The organism is Clostridium puniceum (assembly GCF_002006345.1).
Taxonomy (GTDB): Bacteria; Bacillota; Clostridia; order Clostridiales; family Clostridiaceae; genus Clostridium; species Clostridium puniceum.
Genome location: NZ_LZZM01000235.1, coordinates 1 through 21,212, shown reverse-complemented (window position 1 = coordinate 21,212; position 21,212 = coordinate 1). Strand labels below are relative to the sequence as shown.

Annotated in this window: 16 protein-coding genes and 2 pseudogenes; 1 reads left to right on the top strand and 17 read right to left on the bottom strand. The window is 26.5% G+C overall.

The features are described 5' to 3' along the window. Positions 1-116: 116 nt before the first annotated feature. The 4 genes and pseudogenes from CLPUN_RS25680 to CLPUN_RS25665 all read right to left on the bottom strand — a co-directional run bounded on the left by CLPUN_RS25680 (position 117) and on the right by CLPUN_RS25665 (position 3,797). Complete coding sequence (locus CLPUN_RS25680; RefSeq protein WP_077850031.1) at positions 117-1,979, bottom strand: APC family permease; 1,863 nt, start codon at positions 1,977-1,979, stop codon at positions 117-119. A 400-nt stretch (positions 1,980-2,379) separates the two neighbouring features. Then, positions 2,380-2,510: pseudogene (locus tag CLPUN_RS25675) on the bottom strand (manganese catalase family protein); the annotation flags it as partial. A gap of 198 nt (positions 2,511-2,708) precedes the next feature. After that, on the bottom strand, positions 2,709-2,897 hold the full coding sequence (locus tag CLPUN_RS25670) for an N-acetyltransferase (RefSeq protein WP_077850030.1): 189 nt from the start codon (positions 2,895-2,897) through the stop codon (positions 2,709-2,711). Between the two features lie 129 nt (positions 2,898-3,026). Further along, positions 3,027-3,797, bottom strand: coding sequence for a DUF2087 domain-containing protein (locus tag CLPUN_RS25665; protein WP_077850033.1), 771 nt, complete (start codon positions 3,795-3,797; stop codon positions 3,027-3,029). A 228-nt stretch (positions 3,798-4,025) separates the two neighbouring features. Between CLPUN_RS25665 and CLPUN_RS25660 the strand changes: the two genes are divergently transcribed. Next, positions 4,026-4,322 (top strand): hypothetical protein, encoded by a 297-nt coding sequence (locus CLPUN_RS25660; RefSeq protein WP_077850029.1) that lies wholly within the window; start codon positions 4,026-4,028, stop codon positions 4,320-4,322. Positions 4,323-4,588: 266 nt separating this feature from the next. Here CLPUN_RS25660 and CLPUN_RS25655 read toward each other — a convergent pair whose 3' ends face one another. The 13 genes and pseudogenes from CLPUN_RS25655 to CLPUN_RS25595 form a co-directional block, all read right to left on the bottom strand. Continuing rightward, a complete protein-coding gene (locus CLPUN_RS25655; protein WP_077850028.1) occupies positions 4,589-4,816 on the bottom strand; it encodes a hypothetical protein in 228 nt (75 codons plus the stop codon). A 50-nt stretch (positions 4,817-4,866) separates the two neighbouring features. After that, the gene (locus tag CLPUN_RS25650) at positions 4,867-5,871 is read right to left on the bottom strand and encodes a ketoacyl-ACP synthase III (RefSeq protein ID WP_077850027.1); all 1,005 of its coding nucleotides are present in this window, start codon (positions 5,869-5,871) and stop codon (positions 4,867-4,869) included. 198 nt (positions 5,872-6,069) lie between these two features. Then, on the bottom strand, positions 6,070-7,563 hold the full coding sequence (locus CLPUN_RS25645; protein WP_077850026.1) for a methyl-accepting chemotaxis protein: 1,494 nt from the start codon (positions 7,561-7,563) through the stop codon (positions 6,070-6,072). Positions 7,564-7,995: 432 nt separating this feature from the next. After that, complete coding sequence (locus CLPUN_RS25640; RefSeq protein ID WP_077850025.1) at positions 7,996-9,006, bottom strand: ABC transporter substrate-binding protein; 1,011 nt, start codon at positions 9,004-9,006, stop codon at positions 7,996-7,998. Between the two features lie 2 nt (positions 9,007-9,008). Then, positions 9,009-9,752 carry an ABC transporter permease gene (locus tag CLPUN_RS25635; protein ID WP_077850024.1) on the bottom strand — a complete coding sequence of 248 codons (744 nt, stop codon included), beginning with the start codon at positions 9,750-9,752 and terminating at the stop codon, positions 9,009-9,011. Then, positions 9,749-10,501 (bottom strand): ABC transporter ATP-binding protein, encoded by a 753-nt coding sequence (locus CLPUN_RS25630; protein ID WP_077850023.1) that lies wholly within the window; start codon positions 10,499-10,501, stop codon positions 9,749-9,751. Before CLPUN_RS25630 ends, CLPUN_RS25635 begins: the two co-directional genes overlap by 4 nt. A 787-nt stretch (positions 10,502-11,288) precedes the next feature. Next, positions 11,289-12,263, bottom strand: a complete 975-nt coding sequence (locus tag CLPUN_RS25625) for a CPBP family intramembrane glutamic endopeptidase (protein WP_077850022.1) — start codon at positions 12,261-12,263, stop codon at positions 11,289-11,291. Between the two features lie 345 nt (positions 12,264-12,608). After that, positions 12,609-14,408 (bottom strand): dynamin family protein, encoded by a 1,800-nt coding sequence (locus CLPUN_RS25620; RefSeq protein WP_077850021.1) that lies wholly within the window; start codon positions 14,406-14,408, stop codon positions 12,609-12,611. A gap of 13 nt (positions 14,409-14,421) precedes the next feature. Further along, positions 14,422-16,188 carry a dynamin family protein gene (locus CLPUN_RS25615; protein ID WP_077850020.1) on the bottom strand — a complete coding sequence of 589 codons (1,767 nt, stop codon included), beginning with the start codon at positions 16,186-16,188 and terminating at the stop codon, positions 14,422-14,424. A gap of 6 nt (positions 16,189-16,194) precedes the next feature. Then, entirely contained in the window at positions 16,195-16,881 is a 687-nt protein-coding gene (locus CLPUN_RS25610; protein ID WP_077850019.1) for a hypothetical protein, read from the bottom strand. 103 nt (positions 16,882-16,984) lie between these two features. Beyond that, positions 16,985-19,498, bottom strand: coding sequence for a dynamin family protein (locus CLPUN_RS25605; protein WP_077850018.1), 2,514 nt, complete (start codon positions 19,496-19,498; stop codon positions 16,985-16,987). A gap of 196 nt (positions 19,499-19,694) precedes the next feature. Beyond that, positions 19,695-20,048 (bottom strand): annotated as a pseudogene (locus tag CLPUN_RS25600) (glycoside hydrolase family 5 protein); the annotation flags it as partial. Positions 20,049-20,358: 310 nt separating this feature from the next. Beyond that, the gene (locus CLPUN_RS25595) at positions 20,359-20,967 is read right to left on the bottom strand and encodes a hypothetical protein (RefSeq protein ID WP_077850032.1); all 609 of its coding nucleotides are present in this window, start codon (positions 20,965-20,967) and stop codon (positions 20,359-20,361) included. Positions 20,968-21,212 lie beyond the last annotated feature (245 nt).

The following is a 21,212-nucleotide window of genomic DNA, read 5'->3' as shown; positions in this document are numbered from 1 at the left end:
GTATATAAGTTCTAATTAAGAAAGTTCATAATTTAGTTGGTTGTCTTATCCAATCACTCTAATATAGAAATTAAATCTTAATGAACAAAATTTTTTAGAACATATATATTAGTAAATTATATTTTCTTAGGTAAAGAATCTTCATCTAATAAATGATATGGGAAAGTAGATACTATTATATTATTATTTTTCAATAAAGTTTCCCTTATAAATAAACTTGTATGATTATGTAAAACTTCTCCCAAACGTCCTTTTGTAATAAATTGTGGTACAATTACCGTTATTTTCTCATCTGCACTTGCTGAATTTGCAATTAACTCTATATTCTTTAAAAGGGGCGTAACAACAGCTCTAAAAGGAGAGTATTTTGAAACAAGCAATATATCTGTATCCAGTTCATTCCATCTAGTTTTCAACTTCTCCATTGCTTCCTTATCTGTTGAAATATTAAGAGCAATAACATTTTCACTTATGCTTTGTGCATATTGAAGTGCTCCTATAGTTGCTTTATTTAAGCTTGCAATTGGAACTATTACAATGTGAGTGTACTTTGTTCTTAAATCTACTTTTTTTAAATTTAATTGACTAATACTTAATCCCGAGGCCACTTTGTCATAGTGATTTTTAATTTTTAACTGAACTAATATTATAATTGGAATTAAAATAGCAACTATAAATGCACCCTCACTAAATTTTTCAGCTAAAATTATTATTGTCGTTAACAAAGTAACAACAGCTCCAAATCCATTAATAATAGCACGTTTTTTCCATCCTTGATCTCGTTCTTTTCTCCAATGGTTTACCATACCAAATTGACCTAGAGTAAATGATATAAACACTCCAATTGCATATAATGGAATCAATTTATGTGTATCTGCCTTAAATATAATAACTAGAACACAAGCAATAAATGATAACGCAACAATTCCAAAAGAAAAACTAAGCCTTTTTCCTCTAATAGTAAATTGTCTAGGTGCAAAACCGTCCTTTCCAACTATATACATAAGCATTGGAAAACCTGTATATGCTGTATTACATGCCATAAGTAAGATAACAGCAGTACTAAACTGTATTATATAATACATTATTCCATTATTAAAAATAGCAAAAGCTATTTGTGAAACAACTGTAGGTCCATTTACAATTGGTACTGCTTTATAAAATATAGCTAGTACTGAAGTCCCTCCAAATATAAAAAATATTAAAGCTGCCAATAATATCATAACAGTTTTTGCGCTTTTTTGACTTGGTTCCTGAAAATTAGGAACAGAATTACTTACAGCCTCTACACCCGTTAACGCAGAACAACCTGAAGAAAAAGCTCTTAAAACAAGAAATATTGACACATTTTCTGTAACCTTTGGAACAGAATACATGGGCTCTGGATGAATATTTAATACAAAATACTTAAATAAGCCATAAAGTATCATAAAAATCATACTGAAAATAAAAATATATGTAGGTATCGCAAAAATTTTAGAAGACTCACTTATACCTCTCAAATTTAATATAGTCAAAATTACAATTATAGTTAGAACAAAGATAACTTTATATTCTGCTAGACCACTAAATGCTGAAATAATAGCATCAGCACCGGCACTGGCACTAACTGCAACTGTAAGTATGTAGCTAATTATCAGTCCAGCAGCTGCTGATAACCCTGACTTAGTTCCTATATTTTCTTTTGCAACTTTATAAGCGCCTCCTCCTTGAGGATAAGCTCTAATAATTTGAATATATGAAATTGTTAGTATTATTAATAATCCTATAATCATGAATGAAGTCCATGTTAACCATTGATAGGCTGCTACTCCTAGAACTATTAAAACAAAAAGAATTTCCTGTGCTGCATAGGCAACAGATGATATTGCATCACTAGCCATGATTGCCAATCCAAAAGGAATATTATATTTTTCATGAATTCCTTGTTCATTTGCTAAAGGTTCCCCTAATAAAACATCTAAAAACTTTGTAAGCATTTGTTATCCCCCTATATTATCATACGAAAGATATTGTATATTATTAATCACTTTAAAAGCAATATTCCAAAACTTCTTATTATTCAAGAAATTTGTGGAAATTGATCTATGAATACGAATACATTTGTAATTATCACACGCTCTTTTGATTTTTTATAATCTTTCGTTATATGATTAGACATTCTATACTATAATTAAGTCTCTTACTTTGATTTTAGGCAATTATAGCTATTAACTTTATTATTTTTATTCAAGCTATATTTTAATATTTTTTTATTTTTCTACATAAATACTATTAATTCTGTAAAATATGATAATAAGATAAAGAGCATCTATAAATACGAATGCTCTTTTAAACTGAAATATATAACTATTTATAAATTATAAACCATAATTCTATTTTTATTACTAAATTTTTTATTCTAAAACTTTTAAAATATGTTACATTGCCGCTTTAAATTTCCTATTGCCTCCATCTAATTGTTCTTGCATCAATGCTGCATATTGGGGATTTGGCCTTTCAACTTTCACTTCGTGTAATAATTATTTTTTATGCCCAAACACAAATAACACCTCGAAATAATATAACTTTTGCGTTTATATTATTTGCTTTTTTATTAATAATATTCATGTAAAGTTTTTTTATCTGTTAAAAAATAATTGATAATGTCTAATCTATAAAAATATAAATATGGATTTACATATTTATTAAGAAAAATTTTAAATAATTTACTTAACCTTTCTCCAATGATTTATTATTGATTTTTCTTTAAAACTTCTCCTTTTATACATGCTATAAGCTATGGAATTATTTTTAATTACAATTATATTTATCATGAAAGCATTTTTTCTATTTAAAAAGTCTATAGCAATTTCAAGTAAACACTTTCCATATCCACATATCTTATTATTAAACATATTCTCTATTTCATCCAATGATTTCTTATTTTCTATTTATGGACTCTATAAGCAATTTTTTATACATCGTTTAAATTTAAATATCTTTTTATCATTTATGATATCCACTTATACTGTATAATAAATAATCTACTCTTTTACCCAATAACTAGTGCAATCATTTGATCTTTCAATAAATCCATATTCTATTAAAGCCCTTCTTATAGTTGCATAATCTCCATATATCCTGCTAAGAATTCTATTAATCTCTTTTTCTGAATATGTCTTCTCCTTAGTAAAATTTTTAACGATTTCTTCTAATACAATAATTTTTTTCTTTTCTTTAGCAGGATAATTTTTTAATCCTTTGTTTTCATCCATATAAGCTTTAATTACATCATCTTTTTCTTTGTTAGTTATATTATATCTCTCATCTAAAGTAGTTGCCGTTTTGTGTGAATCACATATAACCTCTTTATCAAGCTTATTAATTTTTTTATTGGTATTTTTTGAAAGTAAATCTATTATTGCCAAAAATAATTTTGCTTGTTTTTCTTTTTCTCTTAACTTATAACGATGGTTTCTAATAGTTGATGCTGCCACCCTAAGTTCAATTGCAATTTCCTTATCTGATAATCCTTGTGCTATTAATGTTATTAACTCTCTTTGAACCTCTGATACTCCCGTAAATGCAGAATTCATGCCAAGTAGATATTCAAGCATAGAACCATGTTTTTTCTCAATATGAAAATCAGCTACCTTTCTTGCCTCAAAAAGTTCTGATTCTATTTGATATATACGTCCTTTTTGAAATGTTTCCGCGCAAATTATGCATTTATAGTCTTCTTCTGTTTCTACATATCCTTTTTTAACTTCATCTATTGCTGCGCTCCAAAATAATTCATTTGATTTTATATCCATAACATTCAATCCTTTCAACATAAATGTAACCACTAATGTAATTATACTATTTATTTTTATTTTGTCTATAAATAAACAAACTTTTTTTTTAAAAGTTTGTTTTATACTTGTATTATATTTCTAAAATTTCATGTAAAATTATAGTTAAACTTTGTAATAAAATTTGATTTTATCTGTGAATTTGATATAATTTAGTTGTAAAAAGCTAATAACTAAGAGGAGGACTTTATGACAGAAATCCACGTATGTGAATTATGCAATAGAAGTGTTTCTATAATAACTAAACATCATTTAATCCCCTTGGAAAAAGGCGGAAAAAAATTCCAAACTCTCTCTTTATGTACAACTTGTCATAAACAAATTCACGCTTTGTTTACTAATCGTGAATTAGCAACACATTATTATAGTCTTGAAGCATTAAAAAGAGATAATAAAATTATTAAATTTCTTAGATTTATAGAAAATATTCCTGGAGACTCCCATATAGAAATAAAAACATCAAGACATGTTAGAATTAGCAGTTAATAAACTTTCAAGCATTTTTGATATTTTGATATAATGATATTTTTTAAGAGAACCGAATTTGGTTCTCTTACTTTCTTTAGAATTTTGAATAATATTATCACTCTCATTGTTTTTCAAAGACTTTTCATAAAATGCTTTAGCACTTTCAGTAGTTACAAATTTATTTAATTATAAATTCATAATTTTCTGTATCTACAAATAATTTAATCTTTTCCAAAGAAAATAAAAAATAATGGGTAAAGTATGTATAATATCTGTTTTACTCATTATTTTCTATTTATGTATTTAAAATTTTCAATAACTTCGGATTCATCAGAAGATTTCTTTAATAATCCCTTATTTTTATAGAGTGCTTTATTTATTGAGTAACCTTTAGTTAATCTAGCTATCTCATCTCTTCTGACTACTAGCAACATATGTCTTGTTCTAATTATAATAAACAACTTAGAATTTTTAACCTTATTATGTATTAGTTCTGAATATTCTATAATCATTAACTTTTATTTTCTTTTTAAATCCTGATTTAATCTTTATAAATCAATTATCAGTATCTATATAATATACATGAGCAAGTAACACCAGCACCAACTGTCCAAAAAATTACGTAATCTCCTTTTGTAAGTTCATTATTCTCAATAGTTTTTGCAAATGCTAATATTGGGCTTGTGGTACCAGTATATCCAAATTCATCACCAACAAAAATAAATTTTTCAGGATCTTCGTCTAATTGTTCACATACATAATCGATATTTTTCTTGGCAAATTGTGATAAAAAATATTTTTTTATATCTTTTTTCGTAAGATTATTTCTAGAAATTAATTCTTCTATTGATATCTTAGCACTAAAAAACGCACCTTCCAAGTTAAATGGTGACCACTTTACTAACTTGTCCTTTATGCTGAGTCTTTTATTATGGATAACTGAAGAAAATCCTTTGGCGGGCAATAGAATTTTATCATGGTTACTTGAATTAGTGTATGAGTCAGAATCTATAAATCCGCTATCTGAATTCGAAACATTTTCCAAAATAATTGCGCAAGCAGAATCACCAAAATTTGCATATGATATAGCTTCATTAAATCTTGAAAATCTATTAAGCTGATCTGAACCAACAATAAGTGCATATTTAATACGAGGATTGTCCCTCATAGAACGGCTAACTTGTTCTAATGCTACAAGCATACCAGCACAATTTGCATTTAAATCATATATAGCTGTTTTTTGACCAGCTCTAATTGAATTGTGGATTATTAAAGCATTAGAAGGGGATATATATTCTGGTGTACTGGTTGAAAAAACTATTAAATTCAATTCACTCGGATCAATCTTAGTCTTTTTTATGACATTATTGGTTGCTTCAATTCCCATAGTTAATATGGTTTCATTAGGATCATCGGAAATGTATCTGTATTCTCTTCCTGTAACTTCTAATAGATTCTTGATGTCCTTACCTTGCTTGTCAAAGTGTTCTATGAAATACTCATTGCTTACTAAGTTATCTGGATGATAGTAAGCTACATCTTTAATAGTAACATTACAATTTTTCACTCTATTGCACCTCCATAGATTTTTAACTTTATATAAAAAATATTTATTAATAATATAAAAATACCATACTCTACATATGGTATTTACAGTATCATTTTACATTATATGAGATAAAACGTCAATTTTATATTATATTAATTCGTAAATAAATACTATTTTACATATATCTACGAATATTTACAGGCCATATAGTATTTTTTATTTTCCATTATCTTCATTAAGAAGGTTAGATAAATTATCAATCGTATCTTGAACTTCATCCATAGATTTAACAAGAGTCTCTACTGAAACTGATTGTTCTTCAATAGAAGCACTTACTTCTTCTATTAACGCAGTAGATTCAGTACAAATAGATGATAACTTATCCATAGATTTTACGGAAGTATCTTTCAATTTTTTTATATCTTTAAGTTCAATATCTAACATATCTATTAATTTCATAATGTCATCTGAAGAAGATATAATGGAGTTAAAAGAATTAACTGTTACCGTTAATTTTTCGTTAGATTCATTCATAATATTTTTATTATATTTCATTGTGCTTTGTGTTTTATTAATTATACTTATTATTTCTACTAAAATATCGTCTACTTTTTTTGTTGAAATTGATGATTGTTCAGCTAGTTTTCTTATTTCATCAGCAACCACTGCAAATCCTTTACCAGATTCCCCTGCTCTTGCAGCTTCTATTGCTGCATTTAATGCAAGTAAATTAGTTTGCTCTGCTATACCATTAATTGCATCTACTATACTTCCTATTGAGTTTGATTTTTGATATAACTTATCAATTTCATCAGATACACTAATTGTTGATCTTTGGTTTTCATGAAACTTATTTGAAAGTTCTTCTATAGCAGACACTCCTGAATTATTATTTTGTTTTAAGCTATTCATACTTTTAGTTGTATTATTAATTTCATCTTCTGCAGTTGCAATTCTTTTTGCTAACTCATTAAAAATTTCTATACTTCCCTCAACTTCTTTACATTGATCTACTGAACCAGCAGCAATTTGTTGTGAAGAGTTAGAAATTTGTTGCGAAGATGCATTAAAATTATTTAAAGAACTATAAATAAAACTAGAACTATGTTTTAAGGTATTAAATATTTGTCTTACGTTCATCATAAGTTTTTCTTGATATTTTAAAAGCTTTGAAGCTTCTTTTTCTTTTTGTTCAATATTACAAAATAAATTATAAGTTCTACCAGCTACGATAGTAGCTATCAAAGATGCCAATACAAATTCTAGCAATATATATATCCATACTGGTAAACTGTACATTATAAGAAATGCATCTTTATAAATTATTCCAAAAATACAATTTCCTATTACCGTAACAGATGCATTTACAATTACTACAGTTTTATCATAGTAGGCAACAGCTAATATTAACATTAAAAAATAAGCTTGAGTCATGGCACCGAAAAGCCCATCACCTGTATACCCTAATACAAAACCTCCTATTAAAGGAAGAAGTGATATATAACAATATTTTGCATATTTATTAAGTACTTTTTCAAACAATTTTACTAATATACCAGCACCAGCCACTAAAAATATAGCACTATCTCGAATAGTTCCATTTAAAAAATACTTTACAAAAATAAATGCTACAAATGGTACTGCAATGTTTATTAAAAACATAAAAAAATTCATTCTTTTCTCTTCATTTCTAAGTAGTTCTAACCCCATAATAAATCCTCCATAATTCTGCATTTAATACATTTTTTAATTTCTTCGGATATTTCTCGCGCTTTTACAAGTAGCAAAAAATGTCTTCTTTTTTGGTTTTTAATATTGAATTTTTAACTTTAGCAAAAATATTACTTTTATAATTTGTATAAAATAATAAATTAAGTCAATATTTACTTTAATATATAGAAATTACATATACATTATATATTATACACTTTTTTGAAATATAGTCAAAATATTATGAAACTTATAACATAATAGAATTACTTTTTACATTTTGTTATATAAATTAACCAAATCTATCAACTCAAATACCCCCCTACTTCTAAAACTAATGTTTCAATTCTCAAAATTATAATTACTAATACATATAAAAAATAACGGAGAAATAATACAAAAATATTTTCTCCGTTACTTTAGTTCATATGACTATTTTAAATTTTCAACAACCTCTGAAGCATCAAATGACTTCTTAAGTAATCCCTTTTTTGCAAGCCAATCTATATTATCCTGCCACACTTTTTTATCTTGTTCTAAAAATTCTGCATCTTTAGTTTCCATCACTGGAATTAAAATATTCAAACTCTTCTTTTCAACACTTTCAGTAAGTGGAAAATTTTCTGTATTTTGATTCTTGATTAATATTTTAAGTGAGTCATCTGGATTAGCCTTCATATCATCAAAACCTTTTTTAGATGCTTTTAAAAATCTCTTTATCTTATCTGAATTCTTATTAAGATTAGTTTCCCCTGCAACAAATACAAGTTCATAATAGTTAGGAACTCCATATTCTGTTGGAGAAAAGTAATTCACTTGAACGCCTTGAGATTCTAAAGCTGGAACTTCATGATTTATAAAACCGCCTATAGTTGCATCTACATTTCCAGTTGTCATTGAGCTCATAAGATCAAATCCTACATCAACTGTCTGAACTGCTTCTTTCTTTTGCCCTATATTTTCAAGCATTGTAGAAATAATGGATTCAGAAAGCGCTGTTCCAGCATAACCTATTTTCTTGCCAGTAAGATCCTTTGCTCCCTTAATATTTTTATCCTTTAAGGAAATCACTACACTTAAAGGTGATTGAACAATTGTACCTACAGCCTTTACAGGAATATTTTCATTTCCCTTTGCCATTGCAACATCTTGTAGATAATAAATTCCTAGATCAGCTTTTCCTGCTGCAGTAAGTGCAATTGCATCATTTGTATTTGAAGGGAATTGAATATTTACCTTTATTCCTTCTTGCTCATAATATCCCTTTTCAATAGCTGTATAAATAAAACTATGAACTGCATTAGGATACCAATCTAAAACAACACTTACCTCCTCAAGCTCTTTCTTTTCATTTGTTTCTGATTTCGTTACTGTTTTATTGCAGCCTACCATTGCAAATGTCATTAAACATGACATTGCAAAAACTAAAATTCTTTTATTCATAATTAAATCTCCTTTCTCCAGTTAATTATTTTTTTCTCAAGTATATTTATAATTGCAACTACAATCATTGCTACCACTGACAATAATACAATAGGTGCAAATACTCCAGCTCCATCTAGCTGGCTCATCATTCTTTTGCTAAAATATCCAAGTCCACTTTGTGCTCCAAGCCATTCAGCTATTGCTGCTCCAATTATACTAAGCGGCACTGCCATTTTTATTGCTGAAAAGAAATGCGGCATTGCGGTTGGAATCTTAAGCTTTATAAAGATGTCTTTCTGACTTGCACCATAAGTTATTAAAAGCTCTTCCATTTCTCTTTTGGTAGCCTTAAATCCATCATAAACTGATATGGTTATCGGAAAAAATGTTATTAATATTGTTACCAAAACCTTACTCCATATACTATATCCGAACCAAAGTACAAAAAGAGGCGCAATGGCTGTTGTTGGTATCGTTTGTGATGCTATTATGATTGGATATAATGCATCTTCTATTTTCTCATTCATATCCATTAATATTGCAAGAGCTAATCCAAAAATAACTGAAAAAATAAGCCCAATTGCTGTTACTTCCATGGTAGCTGGTAAATGTATCATAAGTAACGGCTCTCTAAGTATCCATAATTTTACTAAAATCTGTGTTGGTGAAGGTAATATATAATGGGCATTTATTATCATAGCAATAATTTGCCATAGTCCAATTAGAAATATCATTAACATAATTGATGGTAAATTCTTTTTCATATATTCACCTTCTGTCTAAGTCTGCTTATAAGGCTTTCTTTTAATTCTATGATTTCAGGTTTTTGTAGATCACTTCTACTCCTCGGATAATCTAAGGGAATTTCTATTCTTTCCATATGAGTTATAGGTCTATCTTGAATTACAAATATTGATTTTGAAAGGAAAATAGCCTCTTCAACATCATGAGTTATAAACAATATAGTTTTATCAAACCTCTGCCATTCTTCTAAAAGCCATTCCTGCATTGAAATTTTTGTAAGTGAATCTAATGCACTAAAAGGTTCATCTAAAAGTAATAATTCTGATCCAGTTAAAAGTGTTCTTGCAAAAGATACCCTCTGCTTCATTCCGCCAGATAAATCTTTAGGAAACTTATCCTTATACTCTAAAAGTCCAACTTCTTTAAGAATATTAATTACGTTTTTTTCTCTATTAGTTTTAGAAATTTTCTTTATTTCTAATGGAAGTGAAAGATTATCGCCTATGGTTCTCCATGGAAAAAGCAAATCCTTTTGAGGCATATAAGCACTATAATTTTTCATATTTCTAATGGATGCCTTATTTACGAAAATTTCACCACTCTGCATTTTTTCTAATCCATTTATTAATCTAAATATAGTACTTTTACCACATCCACTAGCACCTATAATTGAAATGAATTCACCTTTTTGAGCAGAAAATGATAAGTTTTTTAACATGGTATAATCATCTTCTGTATATTTAAAAGTAACATCTTTAAATTCAAGCATCTTTTATCATCTCCCATTTATATAGCTAACAGCTATAGACATAATTACTGTTAACTGTTCATTGTTAACTAAAAAAAGCCTTCCATCACAAAGATAGAAAGCTTGAACTATTTCTTATATAAATTTACTATTTTTCAATGTAAAGTTAGTATAATAGACAAACTCACTTCCCTGCGTTGGTTCTAACCACTTCAGGTTCAAAGGGTCAAGCAAATGCTCTCTCAGCTTTTTAGACATATGAATAGAAAATAACAATTCCATAATGCGATGAGATGTTCTTATATACAGCATAGCTACTCTTTTTTATGTGTATATTTTTCTTCAGACGAAGAAGTATGCTTATCTCATATTAGACTATTAAGTGAACATGCTAATAAGTAGAGAATCAAAAGTGAGAGTCCAAATCTTGTATTTGGGTTCTCAAACTTTCACACAGTGCAATCTATGATTTTGTGTGAATCACTTACTCAGTGAGTATATACGAGTCGAGTTTCCTCTTGAAGGAAAGTAGACTAGCATGCTGACTTGTTATTTCTTTTAATATGCCTTAAGGCACCCCTAGTAATAATTTCATTGAAAATTATATCCTACTATTAAACTAATGTAAATGTATTTTTATTACCATTTCATATTAATATTAACTTTATATAAAAGTTCTTTTATATAATTATAATTAAAGTATAAAGTTTACTCAGACTGCTTTATCCTTTAATTATTTAAATAAATACTTTGTAAGTTCAGTAAATGACTGCTGTTTAACTTTAAATAACTTTAATTTGTCCAAACTTTAAGAAATAGTCTTAATACCACTTACCACCATAATAAAATCAACTGCAACTATTATAATTATTGTAATAGAAGTAAAAAATCTTAACATAATCTTTTTTCCCATTCTATTATTTTCTAGCCATTCCTTAATGAAATTTCTATTACGAATAAAAGCAGCTATTAATATAATTAAAGAGATACCTATCATACTTATATTCATAATATTCCCTACATTTTCGTTCACATTAGAACCAAATTGTGTTGTTAATTCAACAAATGTATTATTTATTATATGCAATATAATCGTTAATTTAATTGAATATTCAGTTGCTAAATAACCTAATATAATACCAATTCCTGCAGCCATAAATATTTGATAAAAATTACCGTGCATCAAACCAAATAATATTGCTGAAATTAAAATTGCAAATCTTCTTCCATACTTCTCAAAACTTCTAAGAACTGCTCCTCTGTAAAGAAGTTCTTCAAATATTGGTGCTATTATACATGTATATATAATCATAGATATTGTTGATTGATTTAATATTTCTAAATCCTCCAAAGCAGAAGCAGCACTTAATCCAATTAAATTAAGTCCACTTTCTAGGACTGCTGCAAATAATCCTAATGCATTATTTACCGCTAACACAAAAATAAAACCTATAATTACAGTCTTTAAAGTAAATTTTTTATTTTCAACTTTTAAATCATACTGAAAAAATTTATTGCCTCTATAAATTAAAATTGGAATAAATGCAATTATAACAGAAAATATACTTAATAATCCAAGATAGCTAGGATTTTTAACCATTTGCTCTAAATCTGCCGAACTAGCTCCCCGGTCTTTTATTATCCTAACAAGCATTGCCCCTATAAAAACTATAAATATAACTGCATTAGCAATTATCTCTTGCGCTATCAATGTAATTCCTAGTTTGTTAAAGTCTTTCTTCATTGATTTTTTAATCATTTTAGCTTCATTATTTTCACTCATTTAATTTACTCCTATTTTCCTTGCTTATTTATTAATCACTTAAATATAATTATAAAAAATCATCTATATAACAAAAATTATCATTTAAATATATCTTATATATTTTACTATGTTAATTTCCAAGTAATGCTTAATCTTAAAATAAAATTATAGTCATAATTCCTCATTCCTCTCATCCTTAAATTTCTCAGTATTTTTATCCTTACTAAAAATTCACACGCTTTAATTTATTACACTATTACTATTTTACTACATAATATAACTTAAAACAAAAAGTAACTATTTAACTTTAGCTAAGTCAAATAGTTACTCTTACCCTACCGTACTTATATATAAATGTTATTTTTACAAAGTTATAAGCAAACATTTGTGTATTAAAAATTCTATTTCTTTTTTAAGTCTCACTAATTCCTCTGAACTTATATTTTCTAATTCCTTTTCATTACTACTAAATTCTTCATTTAACTCTTCGAATAAAGATGTAATTTCCTCTTTATTAGTTTCCTTTAATTCATCTAAATATTTTCTTATAGCTTTATCTAAATCATTGGCCCAATTATCTATAGCTTCCATTGATATATCTGATATTGTCTTTTGCCAAGTTAAAGAATCATGTAAGAAAAATATTGAATCCGTAAAAACATTTAAGTATTCTGTAATTCCTTTTAAAGATGTAGCTTTTACTGTTTTTAATAAGTTATTTAAATTATTATTAATTTCACCAATAGATGATTTTTCAAATGCATTAGTTAACTTCTTTAAATTTCTGCTATATATATTATATTTCTTTACCTTTCCTGGTCTTTTCTTTACAGTTTTTCTAAACATTTCTCCCATAGCCTGTTTTATTGCATCTCCAATATGCTTTTCAATAATTCCTTCCATAACCTTAGTGTAAGAAGGTACATTTATTTTTACACTGTTTTCTAATTTAGTAATTTCTGAATTTAACATATTATCAATCATTCTATCTAGTGAAATAATTTCATCTTCAATATAGTTAAGTAAATTTTCTGTTTCTTTATTAGTAAGCTTTGGAACATAATAATGCTGCATTAAAGCGCAAGTTTCTTCCTTCTTAGACCATTTACTTTCATCATAAATATACTCTTCGATTAATTCTTTAACCTTTATATCGGATTTGTCTATAAGTTTTATGGCTTTTACTTTTATTCTTGCAAATTCTTCATCTATAGTTCCAAGTATATTTTCCTCTTTATCTAAAAATTCCTTAATTATACTTATTCTTTTTTCAACATCCTCTTTTTCACATTGAATGTTAGCAATTTTAGAATTGATTTTTATATCACATTCACCTAATACATAATTTTGGTAATTTTTTAATGTTTGTGAAAGTTCTTCTTTCTTCTTAGAATCATTAACTCTTTGATAAATGTAATCCCAAAGCTCACTTGTTTCTGGATTTTTTTCGCTGCTACTTTCTATAAAAAATGTTTTTACATCTCTATGAATACATTCATTAACACTTTTTTGAATCTCTCTTATTCTCTTATTATCTTTTTGAACATCATTGGGACACATATTTATAGCTAAAATAACTTCTACCTTGTCATTTATAATTTCACCAACATATTTTAAAAATTGAAAATCATCATCACCAAGTCCTACTCTGTAAGAAACAACGTAAACGATGAAATCACTTTCTGGTATAAATTCTTTTAAAACTTCTTCATGCTCACTTATAAGTGAGCCATATCCCGGAGTATCAAAAAGTCTCATTCCATTGTATTTAGCTTCTTTACATACTCCTACATATTTCAATCTGTGCAAATCTTCACTAGGTTTTGCTGTAAAAGCTTCAAAATTATCTTTATCTAAAACTTCAATACTTGAGTCTTTTTTTATAGCAATTAATACTTCTTCTACTTCATTATCTATTACAACTTCAGTAACAGCTCCTGTAGTTGGCTTAACACTTTCAATTAATATTTTTTTATCAAATATGCTATTTATTATAGCACTTTTCCCTGAACTTGTTTCTCCTAACATAACAACATAATGAGCTGGATTAATTATTCTATCTTTTATCAATAAATTCTTAGCTGTAATATCATCATTTCCAAGAATATTAACAACTTTATCAATTCTTTTTTGCCTATCAACGCAGCTTTTAAAAATATCCATTTTATATCTCCTTTTAGTCCTCTATCCCGCTTATCATTTCTTTTAAAAGTCTCAAATCTTCTTCAAATTCTAAAATATGTTCTTCATTATAAGATGTTTCATATTGCCTTTCTATAATTTCCATATCATCTTTAAAAGTTTTTTCTAAATTACTTTTTAACTCCTTTATTGATTCATCTACTTCTTGTCCCTTAGCTCTTAAGTCACCAATAATTTCTTCCTTTAAATAATTTTCAAAATCTTCTATCATCGGTTCTAAATCTTTTAACGTATAGCTTGCTCTATTTTCTACTATTTTCTTTCGCATATGATCTCCTATCAGAGAGAATGCTAAACTTATTCCCATACCAACAAGAATTCCTGCTGGTCCGAGTATTCCCATTGCTCCAATAGTTCCAACTATGCCAGTTGATAATCCAAGCGCAGTTGGAAGAGACTTTTCAAATTTAATAGAACTTTCTTTATTAAAAAATGATATGTTTTCATAAGTTCCATCAAATCCTTTTACAGTTATATCTCCAAGTTCAGTATTTAATTTTTTTATAAGATTACTAATTAAAGCTAAAACATCATCCATTATGTTATTAATTGCTTTATCTGATATATCTTTATATATTAAACTAAGCCTATTACCATCTACTATTCCTTTATTTACAATTCTTCTTAAATCCAATCTTAAATTTTCAATGTTTTCTTTTATTATCTTAGACGAATTTTCAATTATATTTTCTAATTCCTCTTCTGCATAAAATCTACAGCTTCTTATTTTTTTCTTATTTTCAGAAAGTATTAATTTAATTTCTTTAATTTTTTCTTCTTTTTCTGAGCTATTTTCATTACTTTCATTTAAAGCTAAAATCTTATAAGTTTCTATTTTATCATTAATATTTTTTAAGGCTTCATAAACCGTTTGACTCAAAGTAATGATTAACTCTTTATTATATTCTTTTGAAATATTTCTTATAGCTTCTATAACATTAACTATTCCTGATCTATCATACAAGTCTTTATCTTTAGTAAATTTAGCTTTAACAGCCTCATAAACATTCACTACATTAACATTAATTTCTTTATCTTGATTATGGGCATAGCTTATACTACTTAACACCCCTTCATTGTGCTCTTTTGCTTCCTTTGCATCTTCTGAGCTTTCATCATTCCACTTATTTTGAACGAAGATAGTATTAGACAACTTCGGCCATAAAGCATTTATAAAATTTTTTTCTGTTCTTGTAATTGGAGGATTTGTTCTTATCATAAAAATCCCAGCAACTAATTTATTTACATATTCTAATGTAGTTCTTTGATTCTCAGGAGTTAGACTTCCAACTCCAGGTAAATCTACCAGTACAATATTATCCTTTAAAACTTCACTTTTGTTATATAATACTATTTTAGAAACTTGAAGATTATTTGCCCTATTATAATCATTATGTACATACTTCTCCAAATTTTCTATACCTACATTTTCTTTGTGACCATTTAAATAATATATTGTGGCTTTATTAACATTATCTCCATATCTAACTTCAACTGGTACACAAGTTGTTTCATCAACATCTGTTGGTAATATATTATCTTCCATTAAAATAGAATTCAAAAAACTGCTTTTACCCGCCCCTTGAATACCTAATACAGGAACAATTATTTCTTTCTTATTTAAATTTTCACTAAAGTGGTTAAAATATTCTTTATAATCTATACCTTGACTTTCACTATTAAGATATTTTTCTAATAATCTATTAAATCTCTCATCGTGTATTAAATCCATATATGTCATGATTTTTTATCTCCTCTTTCCAAAAAGTCTAACAAAGAAGGACTTATTTCCCCATTCTACTTCTTCTTGTATAATTTCCATCTTAATGCTAAGTTCCTCTTGCATATTATTTATCAGTTCTATCATTGCATCCTTATCTTCTATTTTATCATTAATACTTCTAACTTTATTTAAAATAGCCTTGCTATTATCATTATTATCTTCTATCGATTTCTCTAATACAGCTGCCTTTTCTTCTACAGCTCTTTCTATTATGTCTACTTTTTCCTCAATCTTATTTAAATTAATATCATCTATTTTATTCAAGATAGCTTCTTTAGTATTTATTGCATCTTTTACTATTTTCAATCCTAAAATAGCCAATCTTTCTTCTATTGCTTGAAAAAGCGATTTGTTTTGCTCCTTCACAATGTTATTAATTGCTCCCTCTATTGAGCCCTCAATAAATTTTGGTATTTTCAATATACTGCTATTTAACTCTTCAATCTTTTCCTCAAATTCTTCTTCTTGAAATTGTTGAAAATTTCCCTTTAGATCATTAATTTTCTTTTCAATAGGCCTTAACCTTTCTATTACATCTTCCGACATATTTCTAGATACTTTTAAAAGTGAATTTATCATATCTTCTTGAATTTCGTTCATTATATTTTTTGTAACTTCATCACTTTGAATTAAAATTGATTTATCTTCCATAGTCATACTCCTTTTCTCAGTTAACACTTAATGCTCCTTAAAATACTGTGTGAGCAATGAACATTTAATAATTATAGTACAATTTCCTTCAAAAATTGAATTATTATACTCTATTCTTTACCATTTCTCTATTTAGAAAATAACTTAAAATTTCCTCTAGAGTTTCTTTTTCCTCCGAACCTCTTGACAAAGGATTTCCAAATAGTTTTTCTTTTATATCTCTATAATCACTTATTATAAATTTATCTTTTTCCTGACTTTCTATTAATGCCATATTATATATTGGATTTTTAGAATTAATCAATACATATCCATATTTAACTTCATCAAATTTATTCGTAACACTAACTTTTAAATTATTAACTTCTACTAAAAGTTCACCCACATTATTAGCATTTACAAATACCTTACATGAGTCTATAACTAAATTTATAATTAAATTATGATTATCTTTTATAAAATAATTTAAAACCAAGCTCTCTAAAATCTGTTTCTTTGAATTTGCTATTTGAATTCCATTGAATATAATAAAAATAATATAAGGTTTTTGTTTAATTTTTTTTATGATCGTATAAAAATTAAGTTTATCTTTACATAATTCATAGACAATTATGGAATTATTAACGAAATATACTCCTTCTCTTTTTATTGTTTCTAATTCATCTTCATTTAAATTAATCCCAAATGCTCTCGAAGCAAATTGGTGACAAGCTTCTATATCCCATGTCCAAAAAATTTCAACTGCTTCATTGTTTAATTTCTTTCTATTTATTTCTTTTATATAATTACCTACAATTAAATAATTTCTCTCTAACACTTCATTACCTAGCTTATAAAGGTTATACTGAATTTTTGAAATAGAATATAACTCACTCAATTCTTGTAAATGAGTTGCTACTTTTAATTCCTTTTTTATGTCAAAACTTAAGTTTTTAAGTTCCTCTTTGATCCTTGTCAAATTCTTATTTACATCTTCTATATCATAAATTTCAATTTTTTGATTCTTCTTTTCTTCATATTCTTCTGTTCTCTTACTTGCTTCATCATAAAAGATATTTATGGATTTATTATACTGGATACTCCATTCTTTTAAAATATTTAAATAATGCATCATATTTTGATTGCATACATCATTTGCTATTTCTATAGTAGCTTCTTTATCCACTACTTTTTCATCATATTCTACTTCCTTATATCCCCATTCTTTATCAAATATATTTGATAATAATCTCTTCCCTCTATTTAATACGCCTTCTTTTTTAAACAGCATAGTCTTTTCTTCATACTTATGTTTAACATATATATTATTACTCTCCATATTAGGTAAGGAATAACTGTGTCGTGTATCTAAATTAAGTTTTTGGTACACTTCATTTTTCTTCTTTTCACATTCTTTAACTATATCCAAAATATCACTTTCAATATATAAATTTTTATTGTTAATTTTCTCCACTATATTTAAGTAGCTTTCAAATTCTTCTGAAGTAGAATTACTGATTTCATTTATTGTATTTAAAATAACTTCTTCAATTTCTTTAATTTTTCCTAATATCTTTTCCTGTGCATTTTGAAAATTTTCAGCAAGTTCATTAATATCTCCAGTTCTAACATTCCTTAATGCATCTATTCTTTCTATATCATTTCCACTTATTATTTCTTTATCAGTATTAATTATATCGTTAATTCTTTCAATAAAACTTCCTGCTCTTTGTTTATTAAGACTCGGAAAAATATTATTAGTACAGCTTTCTACAGCTCCTATAAATCCTTTAATATTAGAATTTTTATATAGCTCATCATCTTTATTTATAATTCCTTTTAATCCATTAAGTGCAGATATCTGAATAACTTCAAAACCATTATTATTAGTTCCTTCTCTTAAAAGATTTTCTGCCCTTCTCTTATGCTTTTTTAAAATAATAGATTTATCTTCTTCAACTATCCCATTTTTGCCAAGCTTCTCTTCAATAGAATCTATCATATTTTGAACTAAAATTATTTGCTTTTCTTTTTCATTTACAATTTTAATTTTTTCAGCATTTACTTCATCACTATTGGCCTTAACTGTAGTTAAAAATATGCAGATATCTATAGTTGGCAGTAATATTTCTAAAGTCAATTTTTCGTGACTTTCTAATTCCCACGCATCTAAACCTGGACTATCTATTATATGTATATTTTCATTTAATAAAAAATCAGGTGTAGTAATATCAATTTGAGTTACATTTAATTTATTATTAGAATTTCTGTTTTCATCTGCATATTCTTTTATAGTTTCTTCATTCAAATTATTTCCTTCTATTATTTCTGGATTTCTATCTTTAAAATAAATAATAGCTTGTCTTTTTTCACCTTTTGATGCTGTAATTATAATACTAGAACTTGGTCTTATGGCCATAGGTAAAATCTTTTCACATAAAAGTGTATTTACTAAAGTTGATTTTCCACTGCTTGTTATTCCCATAATAGCAACTCTTATTATATCACCTGTAAATATCTTTTTTCGCTCTTGAAACCATTCCATATCCTTATTATATCTTTTTCTTCTATATTCATTTTTTTCTAAAACTTCTTTTATTCCATTAATAGTATATGATATATAATTATCTTTCCCCATAAAATTCTCCATATTACGCTAATTTATATATGCTCTTATTATTATTTGTATATTGTTATATTACCATAATTACTTATATTTATCTAAAAAATTTCACTAAAAAACTAGCAGCTTTATTTCTATATAACTGCTAGTTCTTATATTTTTTTATCTTACTTCTTTTTATTATTTTTTTAATTATTATTTTTTATTCATTCTCGACTCTATTTAACCATTTTTTATCAATGGTATAATTAGGTGCTGAACCCACATGACCATCCCAAGTTACTGGAATTCTTACCGTATTAAAGCCTGATGCTTTTATCTTATCAATCATTGCCTTTGTTGTTTTAGGATTTCCCCAATTAGTTTCTCCTCCCACAGCATCTAATGTATTCCCTGAATTCCAGCCAAGTTCCATATCTTTAACAAGTTGTAATGATGTAATGTTGCGCATGGTAGTTTTACTATTAGTAGCTGCAAAAACGTTAATATTTCCTACTACAGTAATTATCATAAAAAACAATGTCAAAAGTAATATTCTTCCTCTAAAAACTAACCCTTTAACCATATTATTTAATCCTCCTTATCAAATTTTATCTACTTATTAATGATATATTGTCATTATATTTAACTTAAGTAAATAGCTATAGCACGAAATATCAATCCTGATACATAATAAGACAAATAATTTATATATTTCCGATGATATTATAGCAATATTCTTTTCACGCTAAAAAAAAGTACAATTTATTACAATAACATCATTTTCTATAAAATAAGTATATATTTTATAGAAAGATTCCTTGTAGCAATAATATAACTTAACATATTAAAGAGTCTAAAGTTAGATTTCACCTACCTTCAGACTCTTCAAAATTCTATAATTTCTTAACTTTAAATTTATCTTTTTCAGTTACAATTTTAACATTTAAATTATTAAGTACTTTATCTAAACTCTTTATTTGATTAACATACTTTATATTGTTCTTTCCAATTAATTTTTCTATCATTTTAATAATATCTTCTTTTTCTTCACTGGTTAATTTAATTCTCTTACATATATACTCCCTATTAATATGAATTAAAGTAGTCCAAATTTGTTCCTCTACTATATTGTTAATATCCATTATAACCCATGTAAAATCTTTTCTTCTAGTACTTGCTGGATATGCTTCTCTGAAAAACCTTATAAAAGTGCTTTCTATTTTAGGTTCCTTTATCACTACATATTTTCCGTGCTGAGCCTTTAACTCATTTTGCAAATGCATAATAGTATTAGGCTTGACTTTTTCTGACATTTTCTCTATATTATCATAAATAAAATTATAAGTATCTTGAATTTTTTCAGGGTCAATATTTCCTTTTTTAAGTATTTTCGTAATATCTATATATTCTAATATGTTTTTCTTACAATTCAATTCTTTATTGTATAGCTTCTCCCATATTTCTTCTGCACTTAAATTTTCTAAACCTGTGTTTTCTTCCATTTTCACTTCATCCTTTTCTTCATATTTATATCCATTCAAATTATAACTAATAATTTCGTACCTTGCATAGAGTATATTTCCTACTTTAATTGATATTATTACAATATTTTTTATTAATACTATAATAGTGCAAAAATGCTTGAATAATTTTACAACTGAATAAAAATAAAAAAACATTTATGATAAATCCTTGTTATAATTGAGTTACCACACAACAATGATAGCAAGGAGCTATACATAAATGT

Coding starts and splice junctions, on each gene's coding strand:
- CLPUN_RS25680 (WP_077850031.1), bottom strand. CDS start 1,979: ATGCTTACAAAGTTTTTAGATGTTTTATTAGGGGAACCTTTAGCAAAT.
- CLPUN_RS25670 (WP_077850030.1), bottom strand. CDS start 2,897: ATGTTTAATAATAAGATATGTGGATATGGAAAGTGTTTACTTGAAATT.
- CLPUN_RS25665 (WP_077850033.1), bottom strand. CDS start 3,797: ATGGATATAAAATCAAATGAATTATTTTGGAGCGCAGCAATAGATGAA.
- CLPUN_RS25660 (WP_077850029.1), top strand. CDS start 4,026: ATGACAGAAATCCACGTATGTGAATTATGCAATAGAAGTGTTTCTATA.
- CLPUN_RS25655 (WP_077850028.1), bottom strand. CDS start 4,816: ATGATTATAGAATATTCAGAACTAATACATAATAAGGTTAAAAATTCT.
- CLPUN_RS25645 (WP_077850026.1), bottom strand. CDS start 7,563: ATGGGGTTAGAACTACTTAGAAATGAAGAGAAAAGAATGAATTTTTTT.
- CLPUN_RS25640 (WP_077850025.1), bottom strand. CDS start 9,006: ATGAATAAAAGAATTTTAGTTTTTGCAATGTCATGTTTAATGACATTT.
- CLPUN_RS25635 (WP_077850024.1), bottom strand. CDS start 9,752: ATGAAAAAGAATTTACCATCAATTATGTTAATGATATTTCTAATTGGA.
- CLPUN_RS25630 (WP_077850023.1), bottom strand. CDS start 10,501: ATGCTTGAATTTAAAGATGTTACTTTTAAATATACAGAAGATGATTAT.
- CLPUN_RS25625 (WP_077850022.1), bottom strand. CDS start 12,263: ATGAGTGAAAATAATGAAGCTAAAATGATTAAAAAATCAATGAAGAAA.
- CLPUN_RS25620 (WP_077850021.1), bottom strand. CDS start 14,408: ATGGATATTTTTAAAAGCTGCGTTGATAGGCAAAAAAGAATTGATAAA.
- CLPUN_RS25615 (WP_077850020.1), bottom strand. CDS start 16,188: ATGACATATATGGATTTAATACACGATGAGAGATTTAATAGATTATTA.
- CLPUN_RS25610 (WP_077850019.1), bottom strand. CDS start 16,881: ATGGAAGATAAATCAATTTTAATTCAAAGTGATGAAGTTACAAAAAAT.
- CLPUN_RS25605 (WP_077850018.1), bottom strand. CDS start 19,498: ATGGGGAAAGATAATTATATATCATATACTATTAATGGAATAAAAGAA.
- CLPUN_RS25595 (WP_077850032.1), bottom strand. CDS start 20,967: ATGGAAGAAAACACAGGTTTAGAAAATTTAAGTGCAGAAGAAATATGG.